Source organism: Pseudalkalibacillus salsuginis, from assembly GCF_021646685.1.
Classification (GTDB): domain Bacteria; phylum Bacillota; class Bacilli; order Bacillales; family Fictibacillaceae; genus Pseudalkalibacillus; species Pseudalkalibacillus salsuginis.
The window spans coordinates 425,186-443,611 of record NZ_JAKJHW010000003.1 but is presented as its reverse complement, the minus strand read 5'-3'; the positions used below and the strand labels follow the sequence as shown (position 1 = coordinate 443,611).

The window sequence follows — 18,426 nt, the reverse complement described above, 5'->3', positions numbered from 1 at the left end:
TAGGTAAATGTCATTATTTTTGAAATATTATGACATATCTTAATCCAGAGGCAGAAGTATTGTTTCATAATGTCCCTTAGAATGGATGAAGCATGGTTACATTAGAAGAATGGAGAATAACGAATCATTTTAGGTTAAAAGCGACCCTTATGGATTTCCTTCAAGATTGGGCTGAAAATACTTGAGAGTAGACTTAAAGAAAGGCCGTTATAACTGTATTGCACCGCTTTTGAAAAGTATTGCACCGTTTTACAGAGTAATTGCATCACTTTTAAAATGAATTGCCCAGTATTATGAATTTATAGATTATTACAAGTTTTATTGCATCGATAACTAGTTAATTGTACCGACAATAGACAGAGGAGACTGACTTTACATGTCAGCCTCCTACTCTTCTATGCTACGAATCAATGTTGATGACGCCGCCTTCTCCTTGATGGACTTTGCCCGTCTTCTTCAAGACGACCTTTTCGTTTTCTTCTAAGTTGGTGAATACGATCGGTGTTACTACCGAGCGAGCATGCTTAACCAGATAATCGAGATCAAGCTCGATCAGATTCTGCCCTTGTTTCACTTCATCGCCAGCTTTCACATACGTTTCGAAGCCTTGACCATCCAGTTCGACTGTATCAAGTCCGATATGGATGAGAATCTCATAACCTTGTTTAGATTCGATTCCGATTGCATGTTTGGTAGGGAATATATTGACGACCTTCCCATCAACAGGAGAAATGATCATATTGCCAGTTGGCTCAATTGCGAAGCCATCTCCCATCATTTTTTCCGAAAAGGCAGGGTCATCCACCTCGGTTATCGGGATTATGTTTCCGTCGATCGGAATCGTAAAATCATCATCTCCTACACCTGTCTTCTCATTTGGATACTTCTCGCCGCGTGATGGACTGGCAGCTTCATCGTATGCTCCCCCGGCCATTTGCCTCTGCATCGATGTGGCGACGAATTCGACATTCGTACCGACGATAACCTGGAGATTGTTCCGATCGATTTTCATGACACCCCTTGCCCCATGTTTTTTCAATCCTTTTTCATCGACCGAATCCATATCTGCAACCTTCAAACGCAAGCGTGTCGCACAACTGTCAAGTGCTTGTATGTTTTGTCCACCCCCAAGTGCCTGAAGGAAATGGTGAGCCATCACGTCATGTTTATTGCCAGTCAGAGTTCCGGTTTCTAGTTCTTCATCTTCCTCTTCTGTATCATCTTCACGCCCAGGTGTCTTTAAATCCAACGCTTTGATAAGAAAATAGAAGACGACAAAATAGATTACAGCATATACCAGGCCGACACCGAACAGCAGCCACTCCCCTTTGGCGATGCCCAGGTTCAGGAAAAAGTCGATTGCGCCAGCTGAGAAACCGAACCCATGATGGATATCGAGGACATAGGCTACCACCATCGCGCTTCCAGTCAAAAATGCATGTACACCATATAAAATAGGTGATAAGAACATGAATGAGAACTCGATCGGCTCTGTGATCCCTGTCAAGAATGAAGTGAAAGCCAATCCGATCAACATCCCTGTAACAGCTTTCTTCTTCTCCTTCTTAGCTGCCGCAATCATCGCAAAACATGCAGCAGGAAGACCGAACATCATGATCGGGAAGAACCCAGCCATAAAGATACCGGCTTCAGGGTCACCTGCGAAGAAACGATGGAGATCTCCTGTAGCGCCGTTATATTCACCGAAAACGAACCAGACGAGACTATTGAGCACATGATGCAGACCGATTGGGATGAGGAGACGGTTCATGAAACCATAGATTCCTACTCCAGCTGCACCCGCATCGATGATCCATTGACCGACTGCATTGATACCGTCTTGGATCGGCGGCCAAACAAAACCGAAAATCGCCGCAAGTAAAACCATAGCCCCAGCTGTTACGATCGGAACGAAACGTCTACCGCCAAAAAAACCAAGATAATCAGGGAGCTCAATGTCATAGAAACGGTTATAAAGCAATCCTGCCACCACTCCAGACAATATCCCGCCAAGGAAGGCCATATTGATGTCTTCATTTATCGCCTGTGTCCCCTGAGTCAAAATGAAAAAACCTACCGCTCCAGCTAACCCTGCCGCTCCATTCGAATCTTTTGCCAAACCGATGGCCACCCCGATTGCAAAAAGCAATGGAAGATGGTCAAAGATAGCCGCGCCTGCAGCTGCAATGAATGGAATCCCCAACAAATCATCTTGTCCTAGCCTTAAGAGCAATGCGGCTGCAGGCATGATCGCTATTGGCAGCATCAATGCCCTCCCAATACGTTGCAAAAATCCTAACATAATCAATCCTCCTTTTACTATTAGAAATATTCAGAAAACAACACCTAACATACACATATATATCAAAAAAATCTGTAAAATAGTTCTAAAATTTCATAAATAGGCTAAAAGTATGAAATAAAATTCCCTGATTTTTATTCCAGGTAAAAATGTGCGCTCCTTCGAGAAAGGTAATCCAGGCGAAATCCTGAATCGGAAAATAAGCGAGTTGACACGAGGATCGCCCTCGGAAAGAGTGAATTCGCTGAACAATGAAGAATATCAGAGCCATACTTAAAAAAATGAAAAAAAGGTTGACCCATTCACTTCCATTGCTAGAAGCATTGCATCAACCACTTTGTCTTAATGAGTTTATTGAGATAGTTGCTTTTTCAAAGTTACATCGACAGACTTGACTTCATTTGTGGCCTCTCTTATCTTGACTATCTATTTCTGGATTAAATGTCTATTTCCATCCTGTCTATCCTTATATCAATAGCCGCTTCAATCATCTTCAAGGTATTGTGATCCTTGGAAGCAATGAAGGTGATTGCCATTCCCTTTTCCCCGGCTCGCCCAGTCCTGCCGATCCTGTGGATATAACTCTCTGCCTCCTGTGGTACATCATAATTGAAAATGTGAGAAACGCCTGCGATGTCAAGGCCTCTGGAAGCTACGTCGGTTGCAACCAACATATGGATCTCACCATTGCGGAAACGATTCATAACCTCTTCACGCTTCGCCTGGGACAACCCGCCATGCAGTTCATCTGTCAAATAACCTTTCGCTGATAATGCGTTGTGGAGTTTACTCACCCTTCGTTGCGTCCGGCAAAAAATAATCGCTAGAAACGGCTGCGTCTTCTTGACCACTTTCAAAAATGCATTCTGCTTTTGGCGGTCTGTCGTTTCCACTACATACTGTTTGATCTCTGGAAGAGTTGTTGTTGTCGGTATCACGTTTATTTGTTTAGGAGATTGCATATAACGGTTTGCGAGCTGGCGGATGTCATCCGGCATCGTGGCAGAAAAAAGCGCAGTCTGTCTTGATTCATGCGTCTGATTGATGATTGCTTCGACATCCTGTAAAAATCCGATATGAAGCATCTGATCTGCTTCATCCAGAACAAGCACCGACACATTCGAAAAGTCGATTGTCCTTCTTCGGATATGATCCAAAATCCGGCCTGGTGTCCCGATTACGATATGTACACAACTTTCAAGCTTTCGGACTTGTTGAAGCACATCCTGACCTCCATAAACCGCTAAAACATTGATATTCTCATCCTCTGTCAACTTGTGCAGTTCATTTGTTACCTGTAACGCCAGTTCTCTTGTCGGCATAATGATCAGTCCTTGGATAAACCCTTGATCGGGACGGATCTTTTCAAGCATGGGCAGAAGAAAAGCGAATGTCTTACCCGAACCTGTCTGAGCCTGCGCGACGGTATCTTCCCCCTTTATGATAAGAGGAATCGTTTGTTCTTGTATTTTAGTAGGATGGTCGATACCCAGATCTTCCAGCTTTTGTATGTACTTTTGTGAGATTCCTAATGCTTTGAATCCTGTCAAGTTTACCACCGTGCTTTCTATCAGAACGAAGCCTTCTTCTGCCTCTTCTTTTCTTTTTTAGGAAATATAAAATAAGACAGTGTAATGATGATATCGATCATGACAACCAGTGTCCAGATTCCTGTCAATTGGCCTGTAACAGGATGTTCGAACAATCCATTGCTTACCAGGCTTTCGATCGTACCACTTTATCGTCAGTTTCTAGTATCATACTTATATCCCTGAACTCTATATCAAAAAAATCCACAAATACCCCTCTTTTTTCCTTTTCTTTACTCATATCTATGCTACTTCGGTTAGAAAGTTTTGGCAACATTCGATCCAATTTCATTCGGATAAACTTCTCCATAGGTAAAATACAGCGTAAGCTTCCCAATTCTCCCAACGTGAAAAAAGCTTCCGGATTTCTTCAGGAGCTGGTTTCTTTTCCCTTCCAAGGAGTTTTTTCAACGCGTTCTGCAATCCTGCATCCCCGATCGGAAAAGCAGAATGATCCCTTAAGCACCGCATCATTACATAATGTGCGGACCAGGGACCTATTCCACGTATGGATAGAAGCAGTTGTTCTGCATATTGTTGATCTTCTAAAAGCGATTCCTTCGTTAACGATCCATTGGCCATCATCTCTGCAAGGCCGAGGATATATTCCGCTTTCCTGCTTGTAAACTTGAGCTGTTTCAAATCTTCAACCTTTAAAGAGATGATGTCTTGAGGTTTCGGAAAAAGCCAAAATGTATGTCCATCCCACTCAACACTTCTTCCATATGCTTCAACAAACCTTCTCTTAACCGTATAAGCAAATGGCAAATTCACCTGTTGGCCGATTACGGACCAGCAAAGGGCTTCGAACAAATCGGGTACACCAATCACCCGGAGTCCATGGAAGGACTTTGTTAAACCGTCCAAGAACTTATCCTTTTCAGCCATTTCATAGAATGGCCGCAAGTCTGTCTCAAGATCGAACCATTCTACGATGTATTTTGCAACTTTCCTATAGGCGGATTCCGTACCGGGGGAATCCATCTCAAAATCCACCTGGATCATGCCTTCTTCATTTTCATGGATTTTTACGATTGTCTGACGTCCTTCGATCATCAGAAGTTTATAGACCCTCTCCTCCTCCACCACATGCATGCATTCCAAAGGTGATCTTTTCAGGTAATGAAGTGTTTCAGCAAAACTGAATGCTTGTGGCGTTCTGATTTTTATCTGTTTCAAACCTTGATCAGAATTGAAAGCGAGCGTGGCCTTGTTTTGTGTAATCATGATACCCCTCCAGTTGAAGCAATTTTTCTTTTATACGCAATCCCCCTGCGAATCCCGTCAGTGCTGCGTTTTTTCCGATTACACGGTGGCAAGGAGCGATGATCGGGACCGGATTTGCCCCGTTAGCTGTCCCGACTGCCCTGACTGCTTTCGGATTCCCTAAGGATTCAGCAATTTGTGAATAGCTGCGGGTCTCACCGTAAGGTATTTTGGTCAATTGCTCCCATACAGACGTTTGAAAGGTTGTGCCTCTGAAATCGAGTGGAATATCGAATTCCTTCCGTTCCCCATCCAAGTATTCCTTAAGCTGAAGAATATAAGGTGAAACGAATTCCTCGTCTTCTGTAAGGGGCGTCTCTGGAATCTGTTTCTCCACCCATATTTTCAATATTTCGAACGTTTCAGACGGCCAGGTGATCCGGCATAAGCCTTCCTTAGTCGCTGCAATAAAGAGTAAATCATTTCGGAAAGTCGGATGTGTAAACGTGCTCCAATAGACCGTTGTCATCATTTTTCCCTCCTGATACAGGATTGATTATTCATTCGATATTCGACCGGGGTATAACCCGTCGTCTTTTTAAAGGCTGATGAGAAGTGGGAAACGCTTCTGAATCCTATAAGTGCTGAAATTTCCGCAATCGGCATCTCCTCTTTTAAAAGGAGTCCTTCTGCTGTTTCCATTCGTTTCTGCAAAAGCTTTTTCGAAGGTGTTGTGCCTGTCGTACGCTTGAAAACACGCTGCAGGTGGTATAGACTCATGTTCAGCTCTTTAGCCATGTAGGCGAGCGTCAGATTGTCCGGGTATTTATGTTGAATCATCTTATTTACTGTCTCTACAATTTCAGCATCGGGTCCATGTTTACTCGGATTTTCCGGACGGCATCGCTTGCATGGACGGAAACCTGCCTCCTGCGCTTCTTCAATACTTTTGAAAACCTTGACATTTTCTGGTTTCGGGGTCCTGGAACGACAGGACGGTCTGCAAAAAATCCCTGTAGTGACAATTCCAACATAATACTGTCCATCATAACGGGTATCACGAGATAGAATCGTTTCGTACACCGATTTGAAAACTTGTTCTGAATCCATACCCTTCCCCTCCTTATTTACCCTATTATAAACCACCAACCCGGCCGTGATAACAATTCACCAATAGGACAGCAAAATATCGACAGTAGAGCAACTTATCGTCTTTTCAAAGAGATTGATATATAATTTTAACGAAGTAAATTAACGAGAGGAATGATGGGATGATTGTACAGAAAGCAACTTTGGAGCATGTTGAAGGAATTTCGAGAGTTTGCTCAGAGGGCTATCGGAATACATATAAAGAAACACACTCAGCGAAATACATTGAAAGAATCATAAAAGAGTTTTATAACCATGAGCGGGTTGCTGGCGATGTCAATTATGAAGGTGACGGCTGGGATGGTTATTTCGTCGCTTTAGATGATGCCGAAGTGGTCGGAGCGATCGGCGGTGGCATGATCGAAAAGGGTAAGAGTGAAGTGTTTGTTCTATATTTGGATCCGAGTCGCCGTGGAGAAGGAATCGGCACCCTTCTTTTAAAAGCGTTGTCCGATATACAAGTCGGAAAGGGAGCTACTGAACAATGGGTATCTGTCGCGAAGGGAAATCAAAAAGGAATCCCTTTTTATGAGGCTCGCGGATTTGAATTTGTTGAGGAAACAGTAAGTTATGCAAATGAGGCCACTGAAGAATATGTTTCTTATCGATACCGTCGGAAACTGGATGTTTAGGCTACTGGAGAAAACGGTATGAGTACCTTTACCTTCTTTTTTTATGCTGAAAGGTATCATATCGCCTTTTTGGGTACCTTCTCCTCTCTTTATTAAGGTGAAACGACCTCATACCACCTTTATAGGTACCTTTCTCTCCTTTTTTACTGCGAAATGGCCTCTATGCTTCAGCTTCTTTCCTTTGATTCTCCCTCTATACTACCATTCTCCTGAAATACCTTTAATCATCGATGAACCCTTAGCTGATTCGACACAATTCCTTCATTCAACGATTCTACAAACAGATTTATTTCCCCCGCAATACCCAATTAACTACAAATTGTTCAGTGTTTTGGTGTGATTATCGCGGTGAACCGCGCGATCATGGAAATTTTGGCGCGATGATATCCAAAAACATCGTGACTTTCTAAATCCTCCTTTGTCACTCCTCCAACATTAAATTCACTTTTCGCATAGGTTTTTGACCTTTTTAAAAAATAAATAAAGTTACATATTCTTGTTGACTCTAACGCAACGTGATACCTTAAAGTAATTATTAAGGGGAGGTTATAAAGCCATGAAAGTGAAAGAAGTAGCAGACCTGGTCGGTATCAGTGTGCGCACACTGCATCATTATGATGAAATCGGATTATTGACTCCGGATGAGACGACAGAAGCCGGGTATCGCCTCTATTCGGATGATAATCTTGAAACCTTGCAACAGATTCTATTTTTTAAAGAGCTTGGCTTCCCTTTAAAGAAGATAAAGGAAATCATCAACAGTCCATCCTTCGATCGGAGGGAGGCATTGAAACTCCACCGGAAGATGCTAGTAGAAAAACGTACCCGGCTCGACAAGATGATATCCACCATCGATAAAACGATTGAACACAAGAAAGGAGCAATTCAAATGACGAATAAAGAGAAATTTGAAGGATTCGATTTCAGTCAAAATCCTTATGAAAAAGAAGCCCGCGAACGCTGGGGTGATGAAGCTGTTGATCGATCAAACGCAAAGCTGAAAAGTATGACGGAAGAGGAACGGAAAGCATTGGGTGATAGGATGAATGAAATCTATCGCAACCTCGCTGATCTTCGGGACACCTCACCCGAATCTGAGGAAGCACAAGCTGCCATCAAAGAATGGTACGACTTCTTGAACAGCGACTCCGGCAATCATTACTCACTTGAAGCATTCAAAGGGTTAGGGCAAATGTATGTAGATGACGAACGGTTCACCAAGAACATCGATCAATTTGGTGAAGGGCTCTCGAGATTCATGCGGGATGCAATGGCCGTTTACGCAGACAAAAACAAAGAGTAATTTTGTGCGATGTAGGGCTTGCGTGAAAGTTTTTTTATGAGAAACACCCTCAGAGAAAATGAAGCTTTTCAGCTTTTTTGAAAAAAGGGGTTGAACTTCCCTATTATTTGTTGTACGTTTAATAAAATTTAAAATTCTGTTTCTTATCCAGAGAGGTGGAGGGAATGGCCCTATGAAACCTCAGCAACCTTCAGTGTATCCGAACATTGAAAAGGTGCTAATTCCAACAAGTGGTTTGCACTTGTGAGATAAGAAGAATGACATTTGTTCTTAAAGTCTTCTTCTTATAGAAGGCTTTTTCTTTTTTTAGAATCTGCCAGACTACGGAAAAACAAATATATCAAGGAGGGATCTAGATGGGAATAGTAGACGAATTGAAACAAAATAAAATATTGATCGGTGATGGAGCGATGGGAACACTGCTTCATTCATACGGTTCAGACCGATGTTTTGAAGAATTGAGCCTTTCCCAATCTGAACAAATCTTCAATATCCACCGGGCTTATATCGATGCTGGTGCGGACATTATCCAAACGAATACATACGCTGCCAATTACCTAAAACTTGAGCGTTATGGCTTGCAGGATCAAGTGAAAGAAATCAACACTGCCGCCGTCCATTTAGCAAAGAAAGCTTCAGGTAACGACGCCTATGTCGTCGGAACGATCGGAGGGATCAGGGGGATCAAGCCCCACATGATCACCATGGATGAAATCAAGCGAACTTTCCGTGAGCAATTGTATTGCCTCCTCTCTGAAAACATCGATGGCATTTTACTGGAAACCTTTTATGATTTAGAGGAGTTGGCAACCGTATTGCAGATTGCACGGAAAGAAACTTCATTACCGATCATCGCTCAGGTTTCTTTAGAAGAAACCAGCTATATGCAAAACCGGACACACATTACAGAAGCTTTCGACAGACTTGAAAATCATGGAGCCGATATCATCGGGATCAACTGCCGGCTTGGCCCTTACCATATGCTTTCTACATTGGAAGAAGTGCCGCTTCCGAAACATGGTTATCTTTCAGCGTATCCAAACGCCAGTCTTCCATCCTATGTGGACGGAAAACTTCAATATGAAAGCGATGCGGATTACTTTAAAGAATGTGCCCTTTCCTTCCGGGATCAAGGTATCCGATTATTAGGCGGGTGTTGCGGGACAACTCCAGCACATATCCAGGCAATTTCCAAAGAGCTGAAATCATTAGCTCCTGTAAAGGAAAAAATCATCAAACCTCGGCAAACGGCTAAGGTGACGGTGTCATCCACTGCAAAACCTGGTCCTGCACCACTCCATGAACAAGTGAAAAAAAGGCAATCGATCATTGTCGAATTGGATCCGCCAAGAAAACTGGATACGACACGTTTTATGAAAGGGGCAAAGGCACTGCAGGAAATAGGAATCGATGCGATTACACTTGCAGATAATTCCCTGGCTTCCCCGCGGATCTGCAACACTGCCGTCGGATCCATCGTCAAGGAAAAGTTCGGTCTTCGCCCCCTTATCCATATTGCATGCAGGGATCGGAATTTAATCGGGCTGCAATCCCATATCATGGGGCTGCACACCCTCGGAATACGTGATATCCTTGCGGTGACCGGTGATCCGACGAAGGTAGGGGATTTTCCTGGTGCTTCTTCTGTCTATGACGCAACCTCCTTTGAACTGATTAAAATCATCAAACAGTTCAATAACGGAATCTCCTTATCTGGTAAGGAGCTGGGGCAAAAAACAGATTTTTCCATAGGTGCTGCATTCAATCCCAATGTCCGCCACATCGATAAAGCAGTCCAGCGTTTAGAAAAGAAAATCGAATGTGGAGCAGATTATTTCATCAGCCAACCAGTCTTTTCCGAAGAAAAACTGATTGAAATCCATGATGCTGTCAAACATTTGGACGTTCCGATCTATATCGGGATCATGCCGTTAACAAGCAGTAAGAATGCTGATTTTCTACACCATGAAGTGCCTGGAATCAAATTATCGCCAGATGTCCGAGAAGCGATGGCAAGATACAAGGATGATCCTGGACGTGCAAGTGAAGAAGGTGTCCGGATAGCGAAATCGCTTTTGGATACCGCGATCGGATTATTTAACGGGATCTACCTGGTCACACCGTTCATGCGCTACCCGATGACAGTCGAACTTGTTAAATACGCCCGTACACATCATCCTAAACATTCATCCTGGAGGTTACAAAATGTCTAATCAACAATTCGAACACCATTTACGAGAAAGAATCCTGATCATGGATGGCGCGATGGGAACGATGCTTCAGGAAGCACAATTGACCCCTGATGATTTTGGCGGTGAATTTTATGATGGGTGCAATGAGTATTTGAATATAACAGCACCGGAACTGATTGAATCCATCCATACGACCTATCTCGAAGCAGGAGCGGATATCATCGAAACGAATACGTTCGGCGGTACAAGGCTTGTTTTGGATGAATACGAACTTGGATACAGAGCTTATGAAATTAATAGAATTGGTGCCGAAATCGCAAGAAAAGCTGCAAATAAGCTTTCAACCGTTGAAAAGCCTAGATTTGTCGCTGGGGCACTCGGTCCTACGACAAAAACGCTGAGTGTGACAGGTGGAACAACCTTTGATGAACTGACCGATTCTTACGCTGAACAAGCAAAAGGGCTTTTAGCCGGAGGCGTTGACCTGCTACTCCTTGAAACGAGCCAGGATATGCTCAATGTAAAGGCAGGTTTTTCAGGAATCCAGAAAGCGTTTGAAGATACGGGTCGGAGGGTCCCCTTAATCATTTCCGGGACGGTCGAGCCTATGGGAACGACTCTAGCGGGCCAGACGATCGAATCGTTCTATATCTCCGTAAAACACATGAATCCGATCGCCGTCGGTTTGAATTGTGCAACTGGACCCGAATTCATGCAGGATCATATAAGGGCTCTTTCAGATTTATCGACCTCTGCAATCAGCTGCTACCCTAATGCAGGACTGCCGGACGAAGAAGGGCAATATCACGAAACACCTGAATCCCTTGCTATAAAGCTAGCCGGTTTTGCAGAAAAAGGGTGGCTCAATATTGTTGGCGGATGCTGCGGCACTACACCTGAACATATCAAGATGATTGCTACGAAGCTTGCCGACTATGAACCGCGGCTTCTGCCTGAAAAAAAAGTTCATATGGTATCCGGCATCGAGCCATTCTTATATGATAGTCCCGATTTACGTCCGATTATGGTTGGCGAAAGGACGAACGTGATTGGATCAAGGAAATTCAAACGATTGATTGCTGAAAAGAAATTTGAAGAAGCAGCGGAAATTGCTAGATCCCAGGTAAAAAGAGGTGCACATGTCATCGATATCTGCCTGGCAGATCCAGACAGTGATGAACAGAAAGATATGGAGGCCTTCATCCAGGAGGTTGTCAAAAAGGTCAAAGTCCCGCTCGTCATCGATTCGACAGACGAAGATGTAATCGAAACCGCGTTGAAACATTCCCAGGGTAAATCCATCATCAATTCGATCAACCTTGAGGACGGTGAAGAACGATTCGAGAGTGTCATTCCTCTCGTTCATAAATACGGAGGCGCAGTTGTCGTCGGTACGATTGATGAGAAAGGCATGGGTGTAACGGTAGAACGGAAGCTTGAAATCGCAAAGCGTTCCTATGACCTTCTGGTAAATGAATATGGGCTCTCACCGACCGACATCATTTTCGATCCATTGGTTTTCCCAGTCGGTACCGGAGATGAGCAGTATATAGGGGCAGCCAACGAAACCGTCAAGGGAATCCGGCTTATCAAGGAACATTTCCCTGACTCTCTGACGATCTTAGGGGTAAGTAATGTTTCATTCGGGCTCCCTCCTGTAGGGAGAGAGGTGTTGAATGCTGTATATCTTTATCACTGTACACAGGCTGGACTTGATTATGCGATTGTCAATACAGAAAAGCTCGAACGCTTCGCCTCGATCCCACAGGAAGAAATCCAGATGGCAGAAGATCTGCTTTTCAGAACGACGGATGAGGTACTTGCCAAATTCACTGAATTTTATAGAGGGAAAAAGAAAGAAGTTCAATCACTGCTTCCAAAAATGACACTGGAAGAGAGGATTTCGTATTATGTCGTCGAGGGAACGAAAGAAGGTCTAATCCCGGATCTTACGAAAGCGTTGGACAAATATGAAAAGCCATTGGACATCATCAATGGGCCATTGATGGACGGCATGAAGGAAGTAGGCCGTCTGTTCAACGACAATCAACTCATCGTCGCCGAGGTGCTCCAGAGTGCTGAAGTGATGAAAGCATCCGTCGGCTTTCTTGAGCCCTATATGGAAAAGAACGATCATTCTTCATCGAAAGGGAAGATCATTTTAGCGACGGTCAAAGGTGATGTTCATGATATCGGTAAAAACCTGGTGGACATCATCCTTAGTAACAACGGCTTTGACGTAGTCGACCTAGGGATCAAAGTAGGCCCTGCAGATTTGATTGAATCTGTCAGAAGGGAAAAACCGGACATCATCGGCCTCTCAGGTCTGTTAGTCAAATCCGCGCAGCAAATGGTGATTACAGCAAGTGACATGAAGCAAGCCGACATTTCAACACCGATACTGGTCGGAGGTGCTGCGTTATCAAGAAAATTCACGGATACGAAAATTTCAAACGGGTATGATGGACTCGTTTTGTATGCAAAAGATGCGATGACAGGACTATCCCTCGCAAACCAAATTCGAACACCAGATGGGTTCGAAATGCTTATCGGTGACCATGAGGCAAAAAAAAGGAACAATGCCGAGCAAGTCCTCCAGTCAGATCCAGGAGGCGGTACGGGGGTAGCGGTGAAAGTAAGATCCGAGGTTTCGCAAGATGTCCAAGTGTTCACTCCGAGGGATACGAAAAAACATGTTCTGAAGAATCACTCCATCTCATACATCGAGCCGTACATCAATTGGCAAATGCTATTAGGACATCATCTCGGGGTCAAAGGCAAGATTTCAAGGCTGCTGGAAGAAAAAGATGAGAAGACGCTCAACGTCAAGGCAGTCGTTGATCGACTCCTTTTCAAAGCAAAAAAGGAAGGACTGATCAAGCCAGCTGCCGTCTATCAATTTTTTCCGGCTCAGGCGGATGAAGAAAACGTCTTGATTTATGATCCAAAAGACCATACGAAAGTCATCGAGCAATTCAAGTTTCCAAGGCAACCGAAAGAACCGCATTTATGCCTCGCTGACTATTTGAAAACAAAGGACAGCGGGATCATGGACTATGTATGCTTCTTTTCTGTCACGGCTGGAAAAGGCATCCGACAGCTTGCCACTCAGATGAAAAAAGAAGGCCGATATCTAGAAAGCCATGCTCTCCAAGCCCTTGCACTCGAAACCGCTGAAGGGTTTGCAGAACTCACCCATCAACAGATACGTGACCAGTGGGGCTTTCCGGACTCAGTCGATTTCACGATGAGAGAGCGGTTTTCGGCCCGATATCAGGGTCAACGTTTCTCATTCGGCTATCCTGCCTGTCCGGAATTGGAGGATCAGAAAAAGTTGTTCAATCTCATCCGTCCTGAAGAAATTGGAATAGAGTTGACGGACGGCTTTATGATGGAACCGGAAGCCTCAGTTTCAGCCATCGTATTCGCGCATCCGGAAGCACGCTATTTCAACGTAATGAATGGTGACTGATTGAAAGAAAAGCGAAAACGCCCTGGTTAACCACGAAGGTCACTGGAAGACCGCCTTTTATGGCTAAGCCTAAGTTATTCTTAACGTGTAAGAAAAGATGATCCTTTTTCGGGATCATCTTTTTACTTTTCAATGTTCATAGATCATTTTTCTTGTCATGCCGCCGTCAATGACGAGATTAGCCCCGGTGATGAAATCATTCATGTTATCAGTCAGATATAAGCAAGCACGTGCAATATCTTTCGGTTTTCCGACCCGTTTGGATAGATGCTGTTCATGGTCGATCTCCCTGAGTTCCTCATAATTTTCGGTTTGGATCCAGCCTGGAGAGATTGCATTAACGGTAATTTTATCTACTGTGAAAGATGCAGCAAGCGCATGGGTGATGGAAACGATCCCTCCCTTGGATGCCGCGTAAGCTTCAGAGTTAGGCTCCGACATACTGGCTCGTGTAGAGGCTATATTGACGATCGCCCCGCCTTCTTCATTCTCTCGCATATGTTTTGCAGCTTCACGCGAACAGAGGAACACACTTCTTAAATTGGTATTGATGACACGATCCCATTCCTCAACTGTCATTTTATAAGGTGATTTGAATTCTGAAACCCCTGCGTTATTGATCAGGATATCGATTGTTCCTGCTTCACTCTTCGCCTGATTGATGAAGCTGATGACATCGGTTTCCTTCCCCACATCTGTCTTGAGGAAGAAAGCTTCTCCCTCTTGTCTGGCAATCTCTTCAACCAGGTGTTTTCCGTTCAATTCATCAAGATCAGCAACGACAACCTTTGCTCCATTTGCGGCATATTCCTTGGCAATCGCCTTTCCGATCCCATTAGCAGCACCTGTTACAATGACCACCTTGTTTTTGAATGACACGATTCATACTCCTTTCTTTCAATCTACCTATAATTGTATCCTTTTTCTGATTGGATTTAACCTGTAGACTCCTATACTAACTCAGGATTCAGGGAGAATTTGTTCACTTCTGAGGGTAATCTGTTCATTTCACATGATATTTTGTTCACTTCCTATGATAATCTGTTCACTTCCTATGATAATCTGTTCAAATTCTTATTAAGGGAAAAATCCCGCCATTGACGGCGGGATTCATCAATTCTATTCAACAACCAGGTGATTCCTTCTTGTATCCTGCGTCAATTGCATCCTTTTCCTTTAAAAAGAAGACGCGGTGCTCAATCGGGATACTTTCCCATTTTTCAGGTTTTACATATTGTTTCGTTTCATAATGCCCGACATATTTGTTTGGCCCGCCACGCTTATTGAAGCGGAATTCATAAGGAAGTTCATCAATCGGCCGTTCAGGATTCCATAGACCTTTCCCCGATTCTTTTGCTCTTACGACAGACCCCCCATATTCTTCGAAGTTTTCCAAATTCGGGTAGATGAAATACGGTACAGCCATACCGATTTCGATCATCTCCTTATTGATGTTCTGTTCACCTTTCCAAACGATCGCGAGCAAGCGTCCATATTGATCGAATGCTTCATCACCAACTCGGATCGAGACGTCTTCCCCAACCGGCAAAAGACTTTGAAGCTGCCTCGTAGCTTCTTCTGCATAATAACCTTGGGAATCACCTTGATAGTTTGTTTCAGGGGTGTCTATAGATACAAAACGAACCTTCGTCGTACCTAATACAGGAGTTTCAAGGTGAATCGTGTCTCCATCTACAACCTTTTTTACCGAGGATGAAAATTGTCGTGAGTAAGTAGGAGATGCCAACTGAACTTCAAATTCACTAACATCTGCATCAGAAGCGACATGCAGCTCTTGCTGGTGAGTATGATCCAGTGTCCCGCTTACTTGGAACCAATGACCAGGCTTAAGATTTTCAAGTTTCTTTCTCGATTTTACAAGGATTCCATTCATGCCCTGATCAATGAAAGGATAGTTATACCCATCATCAAGCGGCTCATCGGGCTTTCCAGCAAGGTAACCTTTCACAGTGACTTCTTTTCCTTTCAAGTTTGCCTTTTCATGATCAACCAAATCCGCCAATCTCACTTCTAGATTGTTTGTCAATCATCTCACCCTCTTTCACTGGATTAACCCCAGTTTAAATCATAAATAGCGAATTAACTTTAATCATTCAAAAAACGAGTCTAAAAACTTATTTTTAGCTTTCCAGAAATCATGACAAAAGACCCTCCGATCAACCATCGGAAGCCATGCTTTTCTGACTCTAGATTATGGGTTCCATCCACGTTAGGTATTCACGCTTTGTTTTTTTTTCGTTTCTTCAAATAAACGATGAGAAGCAGAAAAAGCGGAAACAGAATTTGGAACGGAAAATGTAAAATAAACGGTATAATTACCAGTCCTTCTTGAATATGCTCAGTGATATTACTCGCAATCGAATTCGATAATAGAAGAACGACGAGTCCCAGAGGGTAGATTAATTGTTTAACATTAGTTACCTTGAAAAGATCCCCCAATCCAATTACTGCAGCATAGAAGAATATCGTTATTTTAATGAATATACCGATAATAAGGGCGAGCATGAAGAAGACATCCAACCGCTCTAAAAAATCCGCTATTTGTATACTTTGTATTGTTGTAAGCAAAGGAAATTGGGAACGTTTTGTGAGATTGACACCCAAAACGGCTATATTCACAGCCATAACAATCATAAGATTGATTCCACTTAGGCATAAAGCTAAGATTCCGACCTTTTTAGCCTTTTTCGGATTGTTCAGGTAAGGAAGAATCACAGAAAAAACGATCGCTTCCCCAAAAGGCACAAAAATCGTTTGTGTAATCGCTACATTCAAAATAGGAACGATCCCATCCTCCAAGACTGGCTTCAAGTTGCTTAAATCGATCAGTCCAGAACTTACTATTAAGATGAATCCGGAAATGGCAAGTACATACAATATGACGAATAGTAATTCACCTGTCCTGGCCATCACTTCAATACCTTGATAAACAGTATAAATAATGAGTAAAATTAACAACAGATTCACGATAAACAGCGGGGTCTCATGATAAGCTATGGTCAAAAGCATTGACCCGAAATCCCGTAATACCCTGGCAGACAGATATAAAAAATACAGGCAGTAAGCAAACCCCAGCACCCATCCTAAATAGTTCCCGATTATGTTTCGCATATATTGAGTCGGTAATGAATCTGGATAGGTTTGATACAAAGCATGAAAGATTAAAAATATAAGGATGCCGACTGCCAGCCCAAAAAAGATGGCAAGCCATGCATCCTCCTCTGCTTCAATGGCTAGAGGAACAAGCAAAGCACTTCCCAATTCAAAAAGAAAGATCAAAATGAACAGCTGGATGGCATCTATCTTCGCTTTCTCCACTCAATATCAACACTTTCCATCAATTAGTATCTTTCAGATAAGGCTTATTCCTTAGACCTGTCCGGCGGATAAACGATTCCACTTTGATATTTGCTTTCAGCTCAGAGAAATAGGTATCGTTCCACTCTTTTTCAAACCTTTTCCAATGTTCAGGGTAGGTGCTATGAAAGGATTCTCCAAATCCAAATATATCTGTCTTGTTTTCCTTTGCTTTCTCTATTGCTTTTGACAGTTCCCCTTGGATTTCTTTATTAACTTCTTGCTCAATACGTTTCAATGTATCAGGATTGCTTAAATCAATTGCAACCTGAACCTCGCCTATTATCCCCTCCGCTTTGACATGAACATCGATCTCGGGTTTGCCGTTTTTAATTACCGGCTTTACAGTAGTGTGTTGCCTGATCATATTGTAAACGACCGCCTCCTCATTTCCCTTCCAATCAATGCTGATGTCAGTTTCCTTCACTTTATTTAAGAGAAAAACGATACCTCGGGCAGTCTTTTCCCTTGCCCAATCGACCAGCCTATCGTTTCTGAATAAAGCGATTCCTCCCACCTGAATAATAGACTCTGGTTCCGTTTGCTGTATGCTTTCTAATTTTCCCCCCTCAGCTTCCCTCGTTAATTCCACTCCCGTTATAACGGGATCTCTCTCTTTCGTTGAAAGCGCATCTATAACCTGCCTAGTCTTTGTGTTAATATTCTCTCCAGACATTGTTTCATTTGTCTTCAACATTTTGATCACGTTCTCCGCAGGAATTTGATCAATAGGGGTCAGGATTTTAATCAAATCCCTGGCTCTGGCATTTTTGGCGATAATGATGGCAGTCGTCGTACGGAATTCCGGGTCACGATCCAGAGCATCTAACAGGTTTTTGATCCCCTCTTCTCTTGCCAGTTCCTCTGCAATCACTACAACACTCGTATGGGCAAAGTAAAGTCTTCTAGAAGCTTTTGCCGAGATATTGCGACTAAGCCCTACAAGATTCTTGGCTGTCGAAGTATAGACAGTTACAGGCGGACTAGCAGTTCCTTGGCCGGTGCTTTTACTTCCAGCCACGCTTCCAGGGTTGATGATCTGAAATGAACCTACATATTCTCCCTCTTCGTTCTTATCGATTCCGATCGCAGAAACCAGCGCCAGTTCATTCAATTCTGTTGTGCTCCAGCATCCCGTTAACAAAGTAATGGAAATGGCCGGTATAAGAAATAATCCGAATACACGAATCATAGTTGATCACC

13 protein-coding genes and 1 riboswitch are annotated in these 18,426 nt (G+C 43.3%); of the genes, 4 read left to right on the top strand and 9 right to left on the bottom strand.

The window, feature by feature from the left end:
* Window positions 1-400 precede the first annotated feature (400 nt).
* The 5 genes from nagE to L1611_RS11360 form a co-directional block, all read right to left on the bottom strand.
* Window positions 401-2,302, bottom strand: coding sequence for an N-acetylglucosamine-specific PTS transporter subunit IIBC (gene nagE, locus L1611_RS11380; protein ID WP_236313198.1), 1,902 nt, complete (start codon window positions 2,300-2,302; stop codon window positions 401-403).
* Window positions 2,303-2,739: 437 nt separating this feature from the next.
* The gene (locus L1611_RS11375) at window positions 2,740-3,852 is read right to left on the bottom strand and encodes a DEAD/DEAH box helicase (protein ID WP_236313197.1); all 1,113 of its coding nucleotides are present in this window, start codon (window positions 3,850-3,852) and stop codon (window positions 2,740-2,742) included.
* Between the two features lie 327 nt (window positions 3,853-4,179).
* Window positions 4,180-5,118 carry a DNA-3-methyladenine glycosylase family protein gene (locus L1611_RS11370; protein WP_236313196.1) on the bottom strand — a complete coding sequence of 313 codons (939 nt, stop codon included), beginning with the start codon at window positions 5,116-5,118 and terminating at the stop codon, window positions 4,180-4,182.
* Window positions 5,078-5,626, bottom strand: coding sequence for a methylated-DNA--[protein]-cysteine S-methyltransferase (locus tag L1611_RS11365; RefSeq protein WP_322972544.1), 549 nt, complete (start codon window positions 5,624-5,626; stop codon window positions 5,078-5,080). The genes L1611_RS11370 and L1611_RS11365 overlap by 41 nt, the downstream gene beginning before the upstream one ends.
* On the bottom strand, window positions 5,626-6,207 hold the full coding sequence (locus tag L1611_RS11360) for a bifunctional transcriptional activator/DNA repair enzyme AdaA (protein WP_236313194.1): 582 nt from the start codon (window positions 6,205-6,207) through the stop codon (window positions 5,626-5,628). Before L1611_RS11360 ends, L1611_RS11365 begins: the two co-directional genes overlap by 1 nt.
* A 161-nt stretch (window positions 6,208-6,368) precedes the next feature.
* Between L1611_RS11360 and L1611_RS11355 the strand changes: the two genes are divergently transcribed.
* The 4 genes from L1611_RS11355 to metH all read left to right on the top strand — a co-directional run bounded on the left by L1611_RS11355 (window position 6,369) and on the right by metH (window position 13,845).
* Window positions 6,369-6,878 carry a GNAT family N-acetyltransferase gene (locus tag L1611_RS11355; protein ID WP_236313193.1) on the top strand — a complete coding sequence of 170 codons (510 nt, stop codon included), beginning with the start codon at window positions 6,369-6,371 and terminating at the stop codon, window positions 6,876-6,878.
* A 556-nt stretch (window positions 6,879-7,434) separates the two neighbouring features.
* Window positions 7,435-8,181, top strand: a complete 747-nt coding sequence (locus L1611_RS11350; protein ID WP_236313192.1) for a MerR family transcriptional regulator — start codon at window positions 7,435-7,437, stop codon at window positions 8,179-8,181.
* Between the two features lie 140 nt (window positions 8,182-8,321).
* Window positions 8,322-8,436, top strand: a riboswitch (SAM riboswitch).
* A 101-nt stretch (window positions 8,437-8,537) separates the two neighbouring features.
* Window positions 8,538-10,394, top strand: a complete 1,857-nt coding sequence (locus tag L1611_RS11345) for a bifunctional homocysteine S-methyltransferase/methylenetetrahydrofolate reductase (RefSeq protein ID WP_236313191.1) — start codon at window positions 8,538-8,540, stop codon at window positions 10,392-10,394.
* On the top strand, window positions 10,387-13,845 hold the full coding sequence (gene metH / locus L1611_RS11340) for a methionine synthase (protein WP_236313190.1): 3,459 nt from the start codon (window positions 10,387-10,389) through the stop codon (window positions 13,843-13,845). The genes L1611_RS11345 and metH overlap by 8 nt, the downstream gene beginning before the upstream one ends.
* Window positions 13,846-13,974: 129 nt before the next feature.
* On the opposite strand, the gene L1611_RS11335 is transcribed toward metH, so the two are convergent.
* The 4 genes from L1611_RS11335 to L1611_RS11320 form a co-directional block, all read right to left on the bottom strand.
* The gene (locus L1611_RS11335; protein WP_236313189.1) at window positions 13,975-14,724 is read right to left on the bottom strand and encodes an SDR family NAD(P)-dependent oxidoreductase; all 750 of its coding nucleotides are present in this window, start codon (window positions 14,722-14,724) and stop codon (window positions 13,975-13,977) included.
* Window positions 14,725-14,968: 244 nt separating this feature from the next.
* Window positions 14,969-15,892, bottom strand: a complete 924-nt coding sequence (locus L1611_RS11330) for a thermonuclease family protein (protein WP_236313188.1) — start codon at window positions 15,890-15,892, stop codon at window positions 14,969-14,971.
* A gap of 191 nt (window positions 15,893-16,083) precedes the next feature.
* Window positions 16,084-17,184 (bottom strand): GerAB/ArcD/ProY family transporter, encoded by a 1,101-nt coding sequence (locus L1611_RS11325; protein WP_236313187.1) that lies wholly within the window; start codon window positions 17,182-17,184, stop codon window positions 16,084-16,086.
* Between the two features lie 19 nt (window positions 17,185-17,203).
* The gene (locus tag L1611_RS11320; protein ID WP_236313186.1) at window positions 17,204-18,415 is read right to left on the bottom strand and encodes a Ger(x)C family spore germination protein; all 1,212 of its coding nucleotides are present in this window, start codon (window positions 18,413-18,415) and stop codon (window positions 17,204-17,206) included.
* Between the last annotated feature and the right edge of the window lie 11 nt (window positions 18,416-18,426).